This is a genomic window from Cohnella ginsengisoli, assembly GCF_029525555.1.
Lineage (GTDB): Bacteria > Bacillota > Bacilli > Paenibacillales > Paenibacillaceae > Cohnella > Cohnella ginsengisoli.
On record NZ_JAPDHZ010000003.1, the window covers coordinates 1,911,704 to 1,932,040 of the forward strand.

Below are 20,337 nucleotides of genomic sequence, written 5' to 3' on the forward strand. Positions count from 1 at the left end.
CGACGACTTTACTGTAAACGTTGACGCAACGTGAAGGTCAATCGTTATTTTGCGAAATTATTTACATCGCTGACGCTTCTCCGCAGACGCCCGCCAGCTCAGCAAGCAGCTCGCCGAATACGCCGTCCCAATCGCGCGACCCGGCATACGCGTAAGCCCGATCCGAGATCGCTTCGCGCAGCGCAGGCTCCTCATACAGCCGGGCGAGCGCCGCTGCGAAGGCGTCCGCTTCGTCCGGCGGGCAGAGCAAGCCGGTCTCGCCGTCCTTCACGAGATCGGGCAGCGCCCCCGCGTTCGCCGCGATCACGGGCAAGCCGCAGGCCATCGCCTCCAGCGCGACATTGCCGAACGTCTCCGTCGGCGACGGGAACAGCAGCGCGTCGGATGCCTGCATCCAGCGCTGGAGCTCGCCTTGCGACACCGCGCCAAGGAACAGCGCGTCGATGCCGAGCTGCTCGGAGAGCCTGCGCAGCTCGCCTTCCTGCGGCCCGTCCCCGGCGATCACCAGCCGGGCGTCGGCGTTCGTCTTTTCTTTGAAGCCGCGGAAAGCGCGCATCGCCGTACCCAGATTTTTCTCCGGCGCGAGCCTGCCCGCGCACAGAACCGGGAAGCTGGAAGCGGGCAGGCCGTGCTCGCTCAGCCATCCCGCGCGGTCTCCCTCTCTGCCGAAGAGCGAGGCGTCGATGCCGCGACTCCATACGCGAAGGCCCAGCCAACCGTCGCGCCGGCATTCCTCGAGCACGGACGGCGAAGGCACGAAAATACGCCGGCAGGGACGGTGGAACCAATGCAAGTACTTGCGGAGCAGCGCGCCCGCCCAGGTGAGGTTGTAATAAGGAAGATAGCGCGCGAAGTGCGTATGATGCGACGCGAGCAGCGGGATGCCGTGCTTCAGCGCGAGGCGCCGCCCGGTAAGGCCGGTGCCGAACGGCGTGGCCACATGTACCACCGTCGGCTTGAAAGCCAGCAAGCTGCGCTCCGCCGAGGCGGAGATCGGTGTCGCCAGCCGGCATTCCGGATACAGGAAAAACGGCAGGCTGGCGAGGCGCTCCGCCGTCTCCTGGTAGCCCGGCGCGCGCCGCGGACCCGCCGGCGCGAATACTTTGCAGGCGATCCCCCTTTTCTCCAGATAATCCGTCCATCGCTGCAGCGTTTTGGCTACGCCGTTGATCTCCGGGGCGTACGTGTCCGTAAACAAGGCCAGGCGGATCTCGTTCATGCGACGATTCCTCCTCCGACGATGCGTTTTACGCCCATCGTACTGCGCCTGCATTAGCGCGGAATCAGCGGAGTGTCAAATCGCGGCAGGCTTGTTCCTTTACAGTAAGGCCGACGGAACTTCATACCCCAATGACAATTCGCGGTTAGACTGGTGTCACATGAAGCCGCGACCGCGCGCCGAAGGAGAGATGGCCATGGCACAGTTCTATCGCATGTTGAGCCGCTTCGAGAGCAACTGGTTCCTTTATATTAACATCCGGTGGAACCGGGCAGCGCTGACCGCGCTGTTCCGGCTGTTGTCGCTGATCGGCGGAGCCACGTTCTCGCTCTGCGTCTCCCTCGCCGTCGGCCTGCTGGCCGAAGGCATCTGGCGCACGGCTGGCTGGCAGGCGCTGGCAGCGGTCGTCATCAGCCATATTCCCGTCGCGCTCGCCAAACGCCTGTCCCCCAGGTCCCGCCCTTATCAAGTATTGCCCCAAGCCAGGACCGGCCCCCGTCCGCTGCGGGATCCCTCCTTCCCGTCGGGCCATACGACAGCGGCTTTCGCCCTGCTGACGCCATGGATGGTCGCGAGCCCCGCCCTGATCCCGCTGCTCCTCCCGATCGGCGCCGGCGTCGCGCTGTCCCGCGTGTACTTCGGTCTCCACTACCCGAGCGACACCGTCGCCGGCATGCTGCTCGGCAGCGCCACCGCGCTGCTGGTGGGCGTATGGATTCACGGGGCTTGAATAATTGGTCATGCAGTTAAGTTAAGACCGAAATCGGCATATCTAACGGGACACGCGCCCAAAGTGGTTCTGATGGAGACTACTTCAGCTCGCATGACCGGAAACATGACCGGAAACACGACCAAGGTGGTCCTGATGGAGACTACTTCAGCCCGCATGACCGGACACGCGCCCAAGGTGGTCCTGATGGAGACTACTTCAGCCCGCATGACCGGACACGCGCCCAAGGTGGTCCTGATGGAGACTACTTCAGCCCGCATGACCGGACACGCGCCCAAAGTGGTCCTGATGGAGACTACTTCAGCCCGCATGACCGGACACGCGCCCAAGGTGGTCCTGATGGAGACACTTCAGCCCGCATGACCGGACACGCGCCCAAAGTGGTCCTGATGGAGACTACTTCAGCCCGCATGACCGGACACGCGCCCAAGGTGGTCCTGATGGAGACGATCCCCCGCCTGTACAATCGAGTAGGAGGAGGCGGCTAGCCTCCGTCCTCTCACACCACCGCACATGCGGGTCCGCATACGGCGGTTCCAAAAGGTTAACAAAGCTCCAAATAACGAGAAAGCAGACTTTTCAGCCCTTTCGCCTCCCAGTAGGAGGTCGGAAGGGCGTTATTTGTATTCCGGGACATTTCCCACGGGCCTCGCCGAGAGTTGGCCATGACAAAACAAGCCCATTCCGGCACCCTCAGCGCCCTCAGTTCGCGGATTCGCGTTCGCACTCGCTTCCACTGTTTCCACAGGCACATGCGCAGCCTTCTGCGAATCCAGCCATCGAATTGCTGGAGGTGGCTCTTTGCCGCAGCCAGCCGGAAGTAGCCGAGCCATCCCATCGTATAGCGGTTCAGCCGGTTTATACGTTCCTCCATCGGCATAGACTTCGTACGATCCGTCAGTTCTCGGATCCTATCCTTGAACCGAGAAATCGTCTTTGGCGCCAACCGAATCGCCGCTTGTCTGTGGTTCGTGAAGCTAAACCCTAGAAACTTGCGTTCCCACGGTCTTGCTACCGCGCTCTTTTCCCGGTTCACTTTCAGTCTTAGCTTTCCTTCTACAAAGCGAATCATCGACGCCATGACGCGTTCTCCGGCGCGCTTGCTTGCTACGAAGATATTGCAGTCGTCCGCATAACGAACGAAATGCAGCCCCCTGCGGGTGAGTTCCTTGTCCAGGTCGTCCAACAGGATGTTCGCAAGCAGTGGACTAAGCGGCCCGCCTTGCGGCGTTCCTTCTTCCGTGCGCTGGCAAAACCCCGTTCTCCATGACTCCGGCGGTTAGGTAGGCACGGATCAGTTTTAGGACACGCTTGTCCGTTACCTTTCTGGCGACTCTGGCCATGAGCATGTCGTGGTTCACCCGGTCAAAGAACTTCTCCAGGTCCATGTCCACCACCCAGCGCAGTCCGCTCTGGATGTGGGATTGAGCCTGCCGCATCGCATCGTGCGCTCGCTTGCCCGGCCGGAAGCCGTAGCTGCTTGGAGAAAACTCCGCGTCGAAAATCGGGTTCATCACTTGCAGAAGCGCTTGCTGAAGCAGACGGTCCATGACGGTCGGGATGCCCAGCAGCCTTACGCCGCCTCCGGGTTTGGGGATTTCCACCCGCCTGACTGGCGCAGGTCTGTAAGTTCCCGTCAGGAGTTCGGTTTTCACCGACTCCCAATGCGTTTTCAGGTAAGCTTGTAGCTGTGCTACCGTTACACCGTCCACACCGGGCGCTCCTCCGTTTTGGACCACTCGCTTGTACGCGTTCCTGAGGTTCGCGCTTGCGAGCATCCCCCTCCAGCACGTCGTCATTGGCTTCGCGAGAGGAAGTGACGACTTGTGCCGGCGTTGAACTCGGCGCTCCTGCATACCCTGACGGCTTCACCGCTTCTCTTTGCAGCAAGCTCCCTTGCGGGATATTCAGCTGTCTTTGCTCATCGCGCGAACGCATCGGTTTCCTCTCTCCTTTCGGTTCGGCCCTTCCGCTTTCCGGCGTCCCGTACTCGCGTACTATGACCTCTGCTGACTCCTGTGGGTTCAGCGCAACCTCCCGGTTGCGGTTACGAAGTGACTTCGCATTTTTTTTTCCATCCCACAGGTCTCCCCAGATAAGAACGTCATCTGTCTGCCCGCGACCACTGGAGTTTACAGAGATAACCCTTGGCGGCTTTGGATTTCGCCTTGTTGAGGAGACTCATCCGGTTAACCCTGCCTCGAATCCAGTTCGTATACCTTGGCCCGTGCATTTGCCTCCGGCTTCCTTCAGATTCTGCCTCACGGCCGACACCCTTGCCCTTGGCTACGGTAGGCGCTCGCCAGCCCCCGTTCGGGACTTTCACCCTAAAGATGACGCCCATGCTGGGCGTACGCAAAAACCAGCTAATGTTTGTCAACCCTATGTGGTTGGATTGCGGCATCGTTATTGCTATACTGTTTTTGAACTAACACAAAGAAGCCTCCGTTGGCGCGGATACTTCTGGGTGAATATGGAATTTAGGCTTTGTAGGGCTCGCCTTTTACGAGGATGGCATGGACGTGATGCAAAAGCTTGTTGGCGCAAGCGATCACGACTACCTTGTAGGGCTTGCCCTCTTTCCTTTTCTTGTCGTAATAGGCTTTTAGCCGTTCGTTTACACCCTTTCTAAGCCCGCACTGCACAGCGACATACAGCGCTCTGCGTAAGCGTTTGGAACCCCTTTTCGAAATACGGCTGCTGCTGGCCGTGAACTTCCCCCGAGCTGTGCACACCTGGATCAAGACCCGCATAGGCGACAAGTTTCTTGGGGTCCTTAAATTGAGCCGCATCCCCGATCTCCGCCGCAATGGCAGCCGCAAGTTTATCCCCCACGCCGGGAATCGTCTTCAGCAGCTCCACTTCCGGAAGCGTCAGCGCCGTCTCCTCGATGGCATTCTCAAGTTGGCGAAGCTGTTCTTGCTGAGCGAGTATCGTTTCCACCATACATAGCAGAGCTGTCTGCTGCGCTTTGCTTGACTGGCTCAGAGGAGGCAAAGCTTGTATTTGCTCTGCTTTTGCCTGCACCCATGCTTTTCCGTGTGAAGAGCCGGCTGTTTCCCGAATCGTTTCAACCGTGATGGTGCCACCGCTTAACCTATAGCGTAGGACATGTAAAGAGGTTGAGGAGAACAGGTTATAGAAAACGTCCTCGTAAGCTGGACATACCTGGTCAAGCAGGGCCCTGGCATTCAGTTTGGCTTGAACGAGCAGAGACGTCATAAACTCGTGCTGCCGCGTCAGATGTTGCAGTTCTGTCATCTCCTCGTTCCATGCTCGGTGCGGCTTAACATCCCCGCGGTAGAACATCTCGGCCAGATGCCAGGCATCCACCGCGTCCGTCTTCACCTTTCGCAGCTGTGTCCCCTTGGCACGTTTGGATTGCAGAGGATTCACGATGTAGTGGCAATATCCTTCACGTTCCAAATAGGCAACCAGACTGCGATGGTAATGCCCCGTCGCTTCCAACACCACCGCAGGCTCCAGCTTCGTTATCTGTCGTAATTCCTCCAGCAAGCCTCCTAATCGCTCGCACCCTTCCTCCGTATGCGTGATGCTGATAATCTTACTGTACGGCTTGTTCCGATCCGTAAACGCTTGGAGCATGCTTGTCCCTTTCGCCACATCCACTCCGACAACCGGTCTCATGTCATCTCCTCCTACAATCGTAGCCGGCATTCCCACGATGGTTCCAATCCCACAGCTTCGCTTGTGATGCGAGGTCCAAATGCCTCAACCAGCTCAAACATGGTCATTGGGGGGTAGTGGGAGAACAGTTTTTGCGACGGGGTAAAACTCCCGAAAAACGCCCTCGTTCTCCCGGCTACCGCCATCTTAAACCGGCCATGTAAAAAGGCCAACCAGAAATTCTGGCTGACCTGATAATACGAAAACGCCCGCCCGTCATCTCCGATGACAAGGCGGGCATCCGCTCACTTTGCGTCCGCCAGCATGCGCAGCGCCATCAGCGCGGCGCCGGCCGAGGCGTCCCGGCGGGGCGCGACCGCCCGGATGCCGGGACAGCGCTCGCGCAGTCCCGCCTGAAACGCTTCGCGCACATGCGCGCTCCGCAGCAGCACGCTGCCCGCCATCGCGAGCTCGCCGTTGCCCAGCGACAGCCGCTCCGCGACGGGCAGCACCAGCTGCACGAGCTCGGACGCCGTGCGCCGCGCGATGCCTAGCGCGGCTTCGTCCCCGAGCGCACAGCCGTCCGAGAGCAGCGGCGCGAGCGCCGCGATGTCCTGCTTGCCGGTAGCCTTGTCATAGACGAAGCGCACGATCTCCTCCACCGATCCGATCTGGAGCCGATCGTAGACCATCTCCGTCAGCACGGTCGCCGGCGCCCGCCCGTCATGGGCGCGCACGACGGCCGCGAGCAGATCGCGGCCGATGCTGTAGCCGCTTCCTTCGTCGTCGATCAGGTAGCCGAAGCCCCCCGTCCGGTGGACCAGCCCCGATTCGCTCCGGCCGAAGCAGATCGATCCCGTGCCCGCGATAAGAATCATGCCGTGCTCGCGCTCCAGCGCGCCGAACAGCGCCGTCTCGTGGTCGCCCACGACATGTACGCCGCCTCCGTAGCCGGCATCGCGCAAGGCGGCGACCAGGCGGCCCGGTACCGTCGGATTGCTGACGCCGGCCGCGCCGACAACCATTTGCCGGCAAGCGTCCGGACCGCCGCAAGCCGCGGAGATCGCGCCGGCAATCTCCGCCAGGCTCCGCCGGATATCGGCCTCGTCACGCCCATTGTAATTGATCCCGCCCGACTCGAACGCGAGCACCGCGCGCCCGGTCTCGTCCAGCACGGTCACGGCCGTCTTCGTGCCGCCTCCGTCCAGTCCCGCCGCATATATCATCCGCGCCTCCCCCCGCCTTCCTCATCCCATTCGTTTGCTCCCGAAGTCTGTCGTATCCGCCTACGTTCGCACCGGCTCGATCCTGCCCAAGCTTAATCCGTTACCGGAACCCGGAAACCCGCTATCCGGAACCTTCGGCCGTTTCCCCGTCGTCATACGCGCTCTATGGCTTTGGCACGATGTTCGCCCTTCCGAATCTGAGGCCGGCGCCGCGGTTCTTTAACGATGCCACACATTCCCGATGCGTCCCGCAGGACGAACTTTTTCAGACAACACTCGTGCCACCGACTCCAGCGACAGCGCCGTGTACTCGAACGCGGCGAGCCCGCAGTCGACGCCTTCCAAGGCCTCCAGATCGTACGGCTTGCCGAGCGCGACCGCCGTCACCCGCTTGCCAGCGGCGACGAGCCTGCGCACAACCTCGAGCTGTCCCGGATTGTCGATCCCGTTGAATAGCCCGTACACGACGCGGTCATAGCGTTCGGCTTCCCGCAACACGCTATCGATCTCCGCTTCGACCGGATCGATGCCAACGAGCATCCGCCCGCCTCCCAGCCGGTCCGCCATGACGTCGGGGAAGCTAAGACCGCCCGCAACCTGGCTCGACGCCTGATCGGTCCGGTACGGAAGACTGCCGACAAACAACGTGCGCGTCTCTCCCGGCAGCAAGGGGTCGAGACCTCCCGACACGACGCAGATGCTCGCATCGCTGATCGCCGCGGCTTCCTTGCGGTGCGCCTCGCAGCCGACGACGGAGAGCGGGGACGCCTCCGATCCCGAAGCGTATTTCTCCTTATAATACAGCACCTTGTCCACCGCGCGGTCCACTGTCTCCATCGGCAGCTCGCCGGACTGCACGGCCTGCTCGATCGCCAGCACCGTCTCGCGGACGAGCGACGGCGTATGGCTGACGAACAGCAGGTGGATGCCCGCCTTCAAGGCGCCGAGCGCGCCTTGCGCCGTGCCGTAGTACTTTTTCACCGCGTCCATCTCCAGGCAGTCCGAGACGACCAACCCCTCGTAGCCTAACTTTCCCTTCAGCAAGTCCTCGACAATAACGGACGACATCGTAGCGGGCACCCGCCGCGGCTCGATCGCGGGAAACATCATGTGCGCGATCATGATCGCCTCGGCCCCGGCCGCGATCGCGGCGCGGAACGGCAGGAGCTCGAGCACCTCCAGCTCCGCCAGCGTTTTGCCCGAAGACGGCAGGCCCAGGTGTGAATCTACCTCGGTGTCCCCGTGCCCCGGGAAATGCTTGAGCGCGGCCAGCACGCCGCCTTCCTGAAGCCCGCGCAGCATCTGCAGGCCATACTTGGCCACGGTCTCCGCCGTATCGCCGTACGAGCGGACGTTGATGACCGGATTCCGCTTGTTGTTGTTAATATCGAGCACGGGCGCCAGATTGAAGTTGATGCCGAGCGCCCGCAGCTCCGCCGCCGTGATTCGGCCCGCCGTCAGCGCGCCCGACGGATCTCCCGCGGCCGCGATCGCCATCGCGCCCGGGACGTTCACGGCATCGCGGGGCAAGCGTGTCACTCTCCCGCCCTCCTGGTCGATCGAGATGAGCGCCGGATATCCAGTCTCCGTCCCAATGAGCCCCTGCAGGTCCCCGCACAGCCGCGCGAGCTGCGATTTGTTTTCCGCATTATGGGAGAACAAAATGATATTGCCGATCTTCCAATCCCGCACGAGCGCCTTGAGCTCCTCCGTGACCGACGCTCCGGGGAATCCCGTCACGATCAGCTGGCCGATCTTCTCGCGCAGCGACTGCGGCCTCCGGTATGTCGCTTCCACGCTCGCCATCCTGCGATTCCTCCTTCTTAAAAGAAAAGCGGCTCCGGTCGGCTGCGCATGCGCAGCGTTCCGGTCGTCCGCGGCTTCGTTTCAATACAAATGGAACTGCGCCTTGATCTCCCCGAACGCCCGGCTCTCTTCGCGGAAGCCCGCGAGCAATCCCGGCATGTCCGCCTCCGCGCGCTCCGACCGATACAGGTCGTCCCCGCCGAGCAGGTCGATGAACGGACGCGAGCCTTCCCGCAGCGGCGGAAGAAACGAGAATTGCTCGAAATTGCGCTTGATCGCATATAGCAGGTTCACGCCGGTTTCTAACGGACGCACGGCGCGGATATCGGTGACATGAAGCTGAACGCCCCGGCAGAACGCGCCTTGATGCTTGGAGATGGAAGGCTTGAAGTAGGCAGGCCGGAAAAACACGCCCGGCAGCGCCAAGCCGTTCATCTCGTCCGCAAGCCGTTCCGCGTCGATGAAGGGGGCCCCGATCATCTCGAACGGAAACGTCGTCCCCCGTCCCTCCGACAGGTTCGTCCCTTCAAAAAGGCACGTGCCGCTGTAGAGCAGCGCCGTTTCGAACCGAGGGATGCCGATCGACGGATGGATCCACAGTCTGCCCGTATCCGGGAACAACATGTCGCGCGTCCACCCCTCGCAGCGGACGACGTGCAGCTCGGCGCCCCAGCCCTGCTGCGCGTTCGCCATCGTCGCGACCTCGCCGGCCGTCAGCCCGTACCTCACGCATAACGGATAACCGCCGACGAACGAACGGTAGCCGTCTTTCAGCACATTGCCTTCGACCGTGACGCCGTCCAGCGGATTGAGGCGATCCAGCACGACGAACGGCTTGCCCGCCTTGGCGCAGTCCTCCAACGCATAGAGCATCGTATAGATAAACGTATAATAACGGACGCCGACGTCCTGGATGTCGTAGACGACCATGTCGACCGCGTCCAGCATCTCCTGCGTGAGCCGCTTCGAGTCGCGCCTATACAAGCTGTATACCGGCACGCCCGTCCGCTCGTCGGTATACGTCTCCACCAGCCCGCCGGCATCCTGATCGCCGCGCACGCCGTGCTCGGGCGAGAACAGCGCCGCCAGCGCGTACCGCTCATGCAGCAGCTCGATCGTAGACTTGAAGCCGCGCGATAGGCCGGTGGGCGACGTGATCAGACCGAGGCGTTTCCCTCTAAAAAAGGCCGCCGTAGCGCTCGATATTGTCTACGCCGTTCAGGATCATCGCTTACAGCTCCGACTGACGCAGGCGCAGCGTCTCCTCGGGAACCATGAACGTCTCCGCGTATGTCTTGCGCGCCTCGATGCCGCGCACGCGTGCCAGGTGCTTGTAATACTCCATATAAGGGAACGACTTGCTGCCGGTCACGAACCAGTGCGTCGACAGCGCCTTGATCCACAGGTCGTATGCCTCTTGGTCAAAGTCTACATAAACGTATGGACGATAGTCGACGGCATCCTCCCAGTTTTCCGCATAATACAGCTTGCCCGCGAAGGCTGCCGGCAGCTCCCGCTCGATAGACGGCAGGCCCGCGAAGAAGCGCGCGTCGTTGACGATCCGGTGCGTCGTCATGTGGTCCTTGTGCATGCTGTTTTTAAAATGCGTGATGATGATGCTCGGCCGCACCTGGCGGATCACGTCGCACACGCGCCAGCGGATCGCCGCGTCGTCCGGCAGCTCGCCGTCGGGGATGTCGTCGAACACGATCGCTTCGCCGCCCAGCAATTCCGCGAACGCCTGCGCCTCCCGGATTTTCTGCGCCTTGTAGTCCGCCATGTCCTGTCCGGCGGGCACGCCGCGCTCTCCCGGCGTCAGCGCCAACGTCACGATGCGGTCGCCTTTGAGCGAATGACTCGCGAGCACGCCGCCCGCCGTCAATTCCATATCTCCTACGTGGCCCCCGATGGCCAGGATCGTCTGCTTGTCGCTCATTGTGTTAGCTCCTTCCGCATGATCGCGAATTGACGTACCGTTGTGAAGCCGGCTTTCTCGTAGATTCGAATCGCGGGGTTGTTGCTCCCCGTGAACAGCGACATATAATCGGCGCCGACATCGCGCAGCGCCTCGCAAAGCTTGAAGAACAAAATGCTCCCGAGTCCGCGGCCCTCATGGTCCGGGTGGACGCCGATGCCGGCGAAGTAGCCCCGGCCGTTGTCCTGCCGGACGACCGGTCCCGCGAAGCCGGCCGCTTGGCAGCCGGGCGCCGCCGCGATCACGACGGGCACGCCGTCCGCGGCGCAGGCCGCGATCTCCCGCTCCCAAGCGGGATTGTCGAGACCGGCCAGCATCTCGGCCAACCCTGTATGTCTGCGCGGGTCGAACAGTTCCACCGCGTAGCCCGCTTCCGCTGCCTTGGCTTCCTTGACGCGGATATCCGCGGGGATCGCGAAGTCCGCGAGCGGCCTGTACATCGCGCACTGCCGCGCCCGATCCGTATACCCTTCGCTCAGGAGGAAGCGATACAGCGCGGAGTCGGCGGGCACGCCAGGCGCGTTGTTGTGCTCGTGTCCCGGCGTGCCCGGTATGTACCAAGGCAGGCGCATCGGGTTAAAAAACAGTACGTCGGACTGGCGCTTGCCCAGCGCGCGGAAGCGCGCTTCCAGCGCTTCGAGCAGCGCCGCCCGGTTCGCGTCCGTGTCGAAGCCTTCGGCCAGCACGATGCAGGTGATATAGCCTGCCGCATCTCCGAGCGGCAGATCGTCGCCCGTGCAGCCGCAAGCGAAGCCGCGAACCTCTCCCCCGTCCAGCAGCACGAACGCGCAGGCCGGATCGAAGTACCGGTTCGCCGTGAAGATCTCGGCGAAGGTGTCTCGCGTCAGCTCCTTATACCCGTCGCGGACGGCCGATTCGTTCCAGAACGCGACGACTGCGTCCGCATATCGTTCTTCCCAGGTCGCTACCTTCAGTTGAGTCATCCTCCTGCACCCTCTCCGTTAAGTAGCCGCTGCCGTTGAGCTAGGATCAAGCTCCGCGCTGTAACCGCGCTTTTCTCGCTTACTACTCAAGCTCCGCGCTGTAACCGCGCTTTCCTCGCTTACTGCTACTGCGCACGCACACGCGAATACCCACGCTCCAACAGCGCTTGTCTCGCTTGCAGCCCAAGCCTCGTACTGTGCTCAGTACGAGATCTTCCCAGCACTGCCGGTCGCGCCGCGCCCGTCGCCGCCGGCAGGTTGGCCGGCTGCCGCGCCATCGCGTAGTCCGCGAGCAGCGCGAACGCGATCGCTTCCTTCGCGTCGCTGCTGCCGCCCACCGCCTCCTGCGTCGCGACCGTCACGCCGCGCGCCGCCATCTCGGCGGCGAGATCGCGCATGAGCACGGGGTTGTAGCTGCCTCCCCCGCCGACGATCATCAAATCCGCGGCATACCTGGCTGCGATAAACCGATCGTACGCGTCGCCGATCGACCAGGCGGTGAGCCTCGTGACCGTGGCCGCAAGATCCGCGTCCGATAGGCCAAGCTCGCGGCCGCGGCGCACGATGCGCTCCAAGTAGTCCGCGCCGAACCGCTCGCGGCCCGTCGACTTCGGCACGGGCAGCGCGTAATACGCGTCCTGCCGGAGCTCGCCGAGCAGCGTCTCGTTCGCGCTGCCCCGCGCCGCCAGCGCGCCGCCCGCGTCCATCGCGAGCGCGCCGCCCGTCACGAGGCTCGCGACGCCGTCGATGAGCATGTTCCCCGGGCCCGTGTCGAAGGCGTAAACGTCTTCAGGGCCGCAGCCCGCCGGGATGACGGTGACATTGCCGATGCCGCCGATGTTCTGCAGCAGCAGCGTCCTGTCGGGCTCGCGATAGAGCAAATATTCTGTAAACGGGACGAGCGGCGCGCCCTGACCGCCGACCGCGAGGTCGGCGGGACGGAAGTCCGACACGCACGGAATGCCCGTGCGCGCGGCGATGACGGCTCCTTCGCCGATCTGCACCGTGAAGCCCGCCTCCGGCGCATGATAGATCGTCTGCCCGTGCGAGCCGACGACCGACACGTCCGCCGGCGAGAGGCCCGCCTTGCCGATGACGGACAGCGCCGCGTCCGCATACAGCCGTCCGAGGCGGACGTTCATCGCGCCCACCCGGTCCACCGTCGCCCGCGCCGGGTCGAACAACTCGAAGATCTCGCGCCGCACGTCCGCCGGATACGGCTTGTTCTCGAAGGCGAGCAGGCGCACGGACACTCCTCCGTCCCCGCCCGGCACGCCTATGATCTCGACAGCCGCGGCGTCGATGCCGTCGACGGACGTGCCCGACATCAGGCCGACCGCGTAGCGCCGCAGCTGCTCGCCCTTCTCCCAGGATATGCCCGCCCCCGGTTCTGAGGCGCCTAGCAGCGATGGTTCGCCCTTCTCCCCGAACATGCCCGGCATCGAACCAGCCTCGAACCGCGAGCGCTGCTGCTGCCCGCCGCCTTTGAATCCTCCGTCGGCTTCGCTGCGTTCTACCGCCACAGCCGGATCTGCCGTCGCAGTCCCGCGCCGCTCGTCCGCAACTTCGCCGCTCTCCGGCATCGCCACCCGCCGAGTCCCTTCCTTTCCCCCGCCCATATCAGCCCTTGACCGCGCCGACGGTGACGCCCTCGAGGAAGTACTTCTGCAGGCTGAAGAACAGGATGAACATCGGCACCGCCGAGATCGTCGCGCCCGCCATCATCGGGGGAGAAGTACGTCGTGTTCGCAAACCGGAAGTTTTTCAGACCGACCTGGATCGTCTGCATATCCATCGTGTTCGTGACGAGGAACGGCCAGAAGAACGTATTCCAGCTCTCCATGAACGTCAGGATCGCGATGACGGCCATGACCGTCTTGGACAAAGGCATGATGATCCGGAAAAAAATCTGCAGCTGGCTGCAGCCCTCCACCTTCGCGGACTCCATGATCTCGGTCGGGATGCTGCTCATGAACTGCTTGGCGAGGAAGACGTTGTAGACCGTCACGAGGCCCGGCAGGATGAGCGCGCTGTACGTATTTTCGATATGGAACGTGTTGACGATCAGAATGTACAGCGGCACCTGCGTCACCTGGTACGGGATCATCATCGCCGCCAGCAGGATGGAGAAGAGCACGCCCCTGCCCCTGAAGCGCAGCTTGGAGAACGCATACCCCGCCAATGTCGCGAAGAAGACGTTCGTGATCGTCACGGCGCCCGCGACGATGGTCGAGTTCAGAATCCACCGGTACGAATACTCGCTATAGTTGAAGAAAAAAGAATACGAATCCAGCGTGAACTTGCCCGGCCAGATCGAATAGCTGACGGCCCCCGCCTCGACCGGGTCCCCGAACGAGGAGATCACCATGAAGTAGATGGGGAACAGCGTCGCCAGCGCGAAGAGCAGGAGAAGGACGACAATCACGGTATTGCGGGCGGTCTTGCCCGCCCGGCTGCCGGTATGGTTATTGTAAAGTGACATCTGCGGTTGCCTCCTTCCCCCTAGTAGTCCACGTCTTTGCCCAGGAACTTGAACTGGAACAGCGAGACCAGAGCTATGATAAGCGCCAATATCAACGATTGGGCCGCGGCTTTGCCGAATTCAAAGTACTTGAAGGCATTGTCGAAAATGAGCAGGCCGACCATTGTCGTCGCATGGTCCGGTCCGCCGCCGGTCATCAGGTACGCGTTCTGGAACACCTGGAACGATCCGATGATCGCCGTCACCAGAAGGAACAGCGTCGTCGGCTTCAGGCTCGGAATGACGATATGCCATAGCTTCTGCAAGAAGGACGCGCCGTCCAGGTCCGCCGCTTCGTAGTAGCTGTCGTCGATGCCGAGCAGGGCGGCCAGGTAGATGATGATGCTCGCGCCGTGACTGGACAGCCACGCCATGATGACGAGCGAGAACATCGCCGTGGCGCTCGATCCGAGCCAGTTCTGGTTGTGGGCGCCGAACCAGCCGATGAATTGGTTAAAAATGCCGCCCGGCATCGGATCGAAGATCCACAGCCAGACGAGCGAGAGCGCGACGCCCGAAGCCACGACGGGCAGGTAATAGACCGCCTTGAATACCGTCTGCAGCTTCTTGCGCAGCGGCAGGATCATGATCGCGACGAGAAAGGACAGCAGCAGCGCGACCGGAACGGTCAGCACGGTGTAGACGAGCGTGTTTTTGATCGACTTCCAGAACAGGTCGTCCTTGAACGTCGCCGTATAATTGTCGAAGCCGATGTAGGTCGAACCCAGCGGCTTGTATTCCTGGAAGCTGATGATGAACGCGCTGAAGACCGGATAAGCCGTAAACAGGGCGTACACGATGAGCGCGACCGCGATGAACGCGTAGCCCCATGCGCCGTCGCCTTTGATCTTGCGCTTTTTGACCGGTTGTGCCGACTGGGCCATGTGCAGGACTCCTCTCCTCGCGTCCGCTTATGAAGAAGGATAGCCGCATGCGGGGTGATCACGCGGCTATCCGTACGCGAATGCGTTATTGCGAATGCGTCGTTAATCTTGGACGATGCCGTCCTGGCCGAAGGCGTCGATCGCGGCCTTCTTCACCGCGTCGTACATGTCCTGCGGCTTGATCTCGCCGGCGAGCAAGGCTTGCATCTTCGGAACGATGACCTCGTTTTCGATCTTGATCGCCTTGGCGCCGAGATCCGCCGGGATGTCCGGGCGGGCCGGCGCGGCGTGAGAGAGCATCGTCTCGACGGCGGCGACGTTGTCCGGGTTGCGGTCGATCGTCATGGAAGCCGCCGCTTCGCGTCCGCTCTTGGTGATATGGGCGGCGAACAGGTCGTTGTTCGTCGTGGCCGCGACCTTGCCGCTCGACAGGAAGTAGGCGGCCTTCGCGATGTTCGCCTTGTGCTCGGCGGTCGGCTCCTTCTTGCCGCGGAACGCGACGTAACCGTCGACGACCGTGGAGGACACCGGCTCCGCGCCTGCGAAGGTCGGTACCGGCAGGACGATGTAGTCGACCTTGATGCTGTCTTTCACCGCGCTGCCGTCCTTGGCGTCGATCTTCGCGTTGTTCTTCTTCGCGGAGTTCTCGAACGTCGCCAGGCCCTTGCCGGTGATCATCGTCTGTCCGGTGAGGAACATGTTCCAGCGCTTGCCGGCGTCGACGGAGCTCAGCTCCTTCGGCATCGAGCCGTCGTCGATCATCTGGCGAAGATCCGTCAGCAGCTCGAGATAGTTTTTGCTCGTATAAGCGTACTTCAAATCCTTGTTGAATGCCGCCGGCATGCCCGCGCTCTTGGCCATGATGCCGAGGTAATCCTTGGAAGCGACGCCTGCCGTCGCGAAGACGAAGCCGTAGCGGGAAGTCGCTTCGCCGTTCTTCACGACGCCCTTCTTGATCGCGTCGCGGAATACGTCGTAGGTCCAGCCGTTTTTCTGAACGTTTTTCCAATCGATGCCCGCGGCCTCGAGGAATTCCTTGTTGCCGCCGAGGGCGTGGACTTCCATATACGCCGGGAAGCCGTACAGGCCCGTGCCGTTTTTCATGTACTCAAGCGGTGTAGCGTCGTAGTCGCCCGTCATCTCCGGCGTCGCGACGTCCGTCAGGTCGAGCGCCATGCCCTGCTGTACGTACTTGGAGATGCCGTCGGAGCCGATGAACGCGATGTCAGGCGGGCTGCCCGCGTTGACCTGCGTGTCGAGCTTCTGCGTCATGTCCTCCCAGCTGGCCGGCTCGATTTTGAGCGTCAGGTTCGGATACTTGGCGTTGAAGTCCTTTTCCATCTGGTCGAAATTGTCCTGGTACGTCGGCGATACGGGCGGCAGCAGCGCCGTGATCGTATCTTTGGCGCCGGAATCGGCGGAGCCGGATGCGGCAGCTGAGCCGGATGCGGCCGGGCTGGCCGCGCCGTTCTTGTTGTTGTTGCCGCCGCACGCGGTCAGCGCGGATACGGACAGCGTCGCTGCGAGCATGAGCGAGAGTGCTTTGCCTTTGTTCATCATTCGGATGACTCCTCCTTGGGATGGCCCCTCAATCGGGTGAATGAAGACTAACGCTTGCCGGTTAAACGACTTGCTTGTGCGCGCGGATCGTCGCCTTGAGATTGCCTTCGAAGCGGGCCAGCGATGCGGCCGCCTCCGAAGCGGCGAGCCCCGTCTCGATCATCAGAATCGCGAGCTTGCAGCTCTGCGACGCCCGCGCCAGGTAATCGGACGCCGTCTCGGCGTCGACGCCGGTCGCGGCCTTGATGATGCGGATCGAGCGATCCTGCAGCTTCTTGTTGCTCGCCTTGAGGTCGACCATCAGATTGTTGTAGGTTTTCCCCAATTTGACCATTGTCGCCGTCGTCAGCATGTTAAGCACCAGCTTCTGCGCCGAGCCGGCTTTCAGCCGCGTGGAGCCCATGATGACCTCCGGTCCGACGACGGGCGCGATGCAGATGTCGCATACTTCGCCGAGCTTCGAGCCCTTGTTGTTGACGACCCCGATCGTGGCCGCGCCGATCTCCCCGGCCCGACGGATCGCGGCGATGACGAAGGCCGCGCTGCCGCTGGCGGAGATGCCGACGACCGCGTCCTTGTCGGTCACGCCGATGCGCTCGATGAGCGCCATTCCCTCCTCCGCGTTGTCCTCGAATCCTTCCACCGCCGTCCGAAGCGCCGTGTCCCCGCCTGCTATATGCCCCTGCACGAGCTCAGGGTCGACCCCGAAGGTGGGCGGACACTCGGAAGCGTCCAGTACGCCGATTCTGCCGGAAGACCCGGCGCCAATGTAGAACATTCTGCCCCCGCTCCTGAGCCGGGCATGCAGAACGTCCACCGCCTCCATGATGTTCGGAATTTCTTCCGCCACCGCGGCCGGAACGGCGGCATCCTCCCGGTTGAGAAGATGCAGCATCTGCTCCGTTGTACACTCGTCGATCGTCCGGGTTGCCGGATTGATCTTCTCTGTGGTTAGACCCGCGAGATATTCGTTCATGGCCATTCTCCTACCCTTTGTTTGTGAGGATCGTCCTTTCATGGATCTATTTATTGCCCCCTCTTGGGCTCTATCTTATCGCCTCCGCTTTGTAAGCGTCAATACTTTTTGAAATAAAATTTCATTGTAAAAATTTTAATTGCATTTTTATTTTCAGAAAAGCAACAAAAAAAAGACACTGCCGAGAGTGCCTTTCAAGGTTTGCAACCGTTATCTGCGGTGCTTGCCCGCCAAAATATTGTGGGTTTTCAACAAATACTTTTTGATATTCGGATATTCCGCGCTCGCGACCCCCGCGAACAGGATGTCGATGACGGTCAGCATCGCGATGCGCGACCCCATCGCCCCGCTGCGGATCGTGACCTCCGGCGTCGAGATGCTGAGCACGATGTCTGCTTTGTCCGCAAGCTCGCTCTTGTTGAACTTCGTCAGCGCGATCGAAGTCGCGCCTGCGCGCTGCGTGATCTCGAGCGCCTCCAGAATCTCGATCGTATCGCCCGAGTTCGAGACGAAGAAGGCGACGTCGCCCTTGCCGAGCAGCGTGGCGGCCGTGAGCTGGCTGTGCCCGTCCGTATAGGCGTGGCACATCTTGTTGATGCGGGAAAACTTCTGCTCGCCGTCCATGCAAACGAGTCCCGAAGCCCCGATGCCGAAAAACACGATCCGATTCGTCTCACGCAGCGCCTGGACCGCCTTCGCGACGGCCCCACGGTCGATGATGCTGAGCGTGTCCTCGATCGACTTCATGTTGTTGTACGAGATGTTCGCGACGACGACGTTCAGGTCGTCCCCCGGCTGGATGTCGGTGTACTCGTCCTTCTGCTCCTCGTCCATCGAGCCGACCGACGCCGAGATGCTCACGATGAAGCTGCGGTAGCCGCTGTAGCCGAGCGTCTTGCAGAACCGCAGCACCGACGCGTCGCTCGTCCGGCTGAACTGCGCCAGGCTCTTGATCGAGAGGTGCGGAATCTCCTCCGTATTGGCGAGGATGTATTCGGCCACCATCCGTTCGACGGGCGTCATGCTGTCCTTCATGTCGCGGATCTTGAGCAATATATTGTTCTGGATCGCCATGGTAGGTACCTGCGCATTCTGTCGTATTTTAGTAAATAGTAAGGCCATTTTTTCCAAAAGACAAGGGACGGCGAAGCGGATTAGCCTTCTGTAGCTTAGAAATATTATTTTGAAATAAATATATCATACTGAAATAAAATTTCTATATTTTATTGTTGGCAGGGAGACCCCATGCTATAATAGCCGCAAATGAAGGGCCCGAGCTTAGAGGACATGCTGCACCGAAAAAGGCCCACAGGAGGAACGTCATGAGCAAGCTGAAAATCGCGATTATCGGTTCCGGCAGCACGTACACGCCGGAGCTGATCGAAGGCATCATCAAGCGCAAGGGCATCCTGCCCGTCAGCGAGCTCGTGCTGATGGATATCGATGCGCATAAGCTGAACGTCGTCGGCAGCCTGTGCCGGCGGATGATCGAAGCGGAAAATCTGTCCTGCCGCGTCACGCTGACCCAGGACCTGGACGAGGCGCTGCGGGACGCCGACTTCGTGCTCGCGCAGATTCGCGTCGGCAAGCTGTCCGCCCGCGTGCTCGACGAGAAAATCCCGCTCAAGTACGGCCTGATCGGTCAGGAGACCTGCGGCATCGGCGGCTTTTTTAAGGCGATGCGCACGATCCCGGTCATGTTGCAGATCGCGGAGCGCATGCAGGAGCTGTGCCCGAACGCTTGGCTGATCAACTTCTCGAACCCGGCGGGCATCATCACCGAGGCGCTGCTCAAGCATACCGGCGTCAAGATGCTCGGCCTTTGCAACGTTCCGTATAATATGTACAAGAGCATCCGCGAGTCGCTCGCGCTGCCGGACGCCAAGATGACGTATGTCGGACTTAACCACCTGAGCTGGATCACCGCGATCGAACAAGACGGCAAGGACTATCTGAAAACGGCGCTCGAGCTCGGGCTCAACAGCGAGGCGATGAAAAACATTCCGTCGAGCGGCTTCAGCCGCGAGCTGGTGAACATGGTCGGCGCGATTCCCTCCTCCTACCTCGAGTATTACTACTTCAAGGACAAGAAGCTGAAGCTGCTGAAGGAGAGCGAGCAGACGCGCGGCGAGAAGTGCATCGGCATCGAGGCGGACCTGCTGCGGATTTACGAGGACGCCGAGCTGCACGTGAAACCGGAGCTGCTCTCCTCGCGCGGCGGGGCCAACTATTCGGAAGTGGCGATCAGCCTCGTGGACGCGATCTGGAACGACAAGCGCGAAGTGCATGTCGTTAATCTGCTGAATCGCGGCGCATTGACATTCATGGACGACGACGACGCGGTCGAAGTGTCAGCGGTCATCGGCAAAGACGGCGCGGTGCCGGTCGCGGTGCCGGGCTTCGCGAATCGCCATATCATCGATTATATGCGGATGGTGAAGGCGTACGAGCGCGAGACGGTAGCGGCGGCGGTGAGCGGCAGCGAGGACGCCGCGATGCGCGCGCTGCTCATGAACCCGCTCGTCGGCGACTACAACACGGCGCTGGCGTGCTTCAACGAGCTGAAGGAAGCGCACAAGGCGTATTTGCCGCAGTTCGGGTGAGTACCGGCAGCGAGTTCGAAGTGGTGCAAGCCGGTTTGGGCAGGGCAAGCTAGTTTGGTCGGGGCGAGCCGTTTGGACCGCGATAGACGACGTTTTTTTCCTCTATGGAGCGGGGCGAGCCGGTTTGGGCCGCGATAAAGGACGTTTTTTCCTCTATGGAGCGGGGCGAGCCGATTTGAGACGCGATAGAGGACGTTTTTTCCTCTATGGAGCGGGGCGAGCCGGTTTGGGCCGCGTAGAGGACGTTTTTTCCTCAATAACGCGAG

14 protein-coding genes and 3 pseudogenes are annotated in these 20,337 nt (G+C 61.6%); 3 read left to right on the top strand and 14 right to left on the bottom strand.

What is annotated here, in order from left to right; translation table 11 throughout:
* Positions 1-61: 61 nt before the first annotated feature.
* Positions 62-1,219 carry a glycosyltransferase family 4 protein gene (locus tag OMP38_RS19920; RefSeq protein WP_277566636.1) on the bottom strand — a complete coding sequence of 386 codons (1,158 nt, stop codon included), beginning with the start codon at positions 1,217-1,219 and terminating at the stop codon, positions 62-64.
* Positions 1,220-1,415: 196 nt separating this feature from the next.
* Between OMP38_RS19920 and OMP38_RS19925 the strand changes: the two genes are divergently transcribed.
* Positions 1,416-1,949 carry a phosphatase PAP2 family protein gene (locus tag OMP38_RS19925; protein ID WP_277566637.1) on the top strand — a complete coding sequence of 178 codons (534 nt, stop codon included), beginning with the start codon at positions 1,416-1,418 and terminating at the stop codon, positions 1,947-1,949.
* A gap of 93 nt (positions 1,950-2,042) precedes the next feature.
* Complete coding sequence (locus tag OMP38_RS19930; RefSeq protein WP_277566638.1) at positions 2,043-2,312, top strand: hypothetical protein; 270 nt, start codon at positions 2,043-2,045, stop codon at positions 2,310-2,312.
* A 181-nt stretch (positions 2,313-2,493) separates the two neighbouring features.
* On the opposite strand, the pseudogene ltrA reads toward OMP38_RS19930, so the two are convergent.
* From ltrA to OMP38_RS20000, 13 genes and pseudogenes are all read right to left on the bottom strand, one after another.
* A pseudogene (gene ltrA / locus OMP38_RS19935) lies at positions 2,494-3,887 on the bottom strand (group II intron reverse transcriptase/maturase).
* Positions 3,888-4,429: 542 nt separating this feature from the next.
* A pseudogene (locus OMP38_RS19945) lies at positions 4,430-5,597 on the bottom strand (IS110 family RNA-guided transposase).
* 284 nt (positions 5,598-5,881) lie between these two features.
* Entirely contained in the window at positions 5,882-6,802 is a 921-nt protein-coding gene (locus OMP38_RS19950; RefSeq protein ID WP_277566641.1) for an N-acetylglucosamine kinase, read from the bottom strand.
* 219 nt (positions 6,803-7,021) lie between these two features.
* On the bottom strand, positions 7,022-8,608 hold the full coding sequence (locus OMP38_RS19955) for a glycoside hydrolase family 3 protein (RefSeq protein WP_277566642.1): 1,587 nt from the start codon (positions 8,606-8,608) through the stop codon (positions 7,022-7,024).
* Positions 8,609-8,689: 81 nt separating this feature from the next.
* The gene (locus OMP38_RS19960) at positions 8,690-9,814 is read right to left on the bottom strand and encodes an exo-beta-N-acetylmuramidase NamZ family protein (RefSeq protein WP_338130593.1); all 1,125 of its coding nucleotides are present in this window, start codon (positions 9,812-9,814) and stop codon (positions 8,690-8,692) included.
* A 25-nt stretch (positions 9,815-9,839) separates the two neighbouring features.
* Positions 9,840-10,544 (bottom strand): PIG-L deacetylase family protein, encoded by a 705-nt coding sequence (locus tag OMP38_RS19965; protein WP_277566643.1) that lies wholly within the window; start codon positions 10,542-10,544, stop codon positions 9,840-9,842.
* Positions 10,541-11,527 carry a GNAT family N-acetyltransferase gene (locus OMP38_RS19970; RefSeq protein ID WP_277566644.1) on the bottom strand — a complete coding sequence of 329 codons (987 nt, stop codon included), beginning with the start codon at positions 11,525-11,527 and terminating at the stop codon, positions 10,541-10,543. Before OMP38_RS19970 ends, OMP38_RS19965 begins: the two co-directional genes overlap by 4 nt.
* 125 nt (positions 11,528-11,652) lie before the next feature.
* Positions 11,653-13,110, bottom strand: a complete 1,458-nt coding sequence (locus OMP38_RS19975; RefSeq protein ID WP_338130594.1) for an anhydro-N-acetylmuramic acid kinase — start codon at positions 13,108-13,110, stop codon at positions 11,653-11,655.
* Positions 13,111-13,147: 37 nt separating this feature from the next.
* Positions 13,148-14,009, bottom strand: a pseudogene (locus OMP38_RS19980) (carbohydrate ABC transporter permease).
* A 20-nt stretch (positions 14,010-14,029) separates the two neighbouring features.
* Positions 14,030-14,932, bottom strand: coding sequence for a carbohydrate ABC transporter permease (locus tag OMP38_RS19985; protein ID WP_277566646.1), 903 nt, complete (start codon positions 14,930-14,932; stop codon positions 14,030-14,032).
* Between the two features lie 102 nt (positions 14,933-15,034).
* Positions 15,035-16,492, bottom strand: coding sequence for an ABC transporter substrate-binding protein (locus tag OMP38_RS19990; protein ID WP_277566647.1), 1,458 nt, complete (start codon positions 16,490-16,492; stop codon positions 15,035-15,037).
* A 61-nt stretch (positions 16,493-16,553) separates the two neighbouring features.
* Positions 16,554-17,468 carry an N-acetylmuramic acid 6-phosphate etherase gene (gene murQ, locus OMP38_RS19995; RefSeq protein WP_277566648.1) on the bottom strand — a complete coding sequence of 305 codons (915 nt, stop codon included), beginning with the start codon at positions 17,466-17,468 and terminating at the stop codon, positions 16,554-16,556.
* Positions 17,469-17,678: 210 nt separating this feature from the next.
* Positions 17,679-18,542 (bottom strand): MurR/RpiR family transcriptional regulator, encoded by an 864-nt coding sequence (locus tag OMP38_RS20000; protein WP_277566649.1) that lies wholly within the window; start codon positions 18,540-18,542, stop codon positions 17,679-17,681.
* A 248-nt stretch (positions 18,543-18,790) separates the two neighbouring features.
* Here OMP38_RS20000 and OMP38_RS20005 point away from each other — a divergent pair, with 248 nt between their 5' ends.
* Positions 18,791-20,071, top strand: a complete 1,281-nt coding sequence (locus tag OMP38_RS20005; RefSeq protein ID WP_277566650.1) for a 6-phospho-beta-glucosidase — start codon at positions 18,791-18,793, stop codon at positions 20,069-20,071.
* The last annotated feature ends 266 nt before the right edge of the window (positions 20,072-20,337 follow it).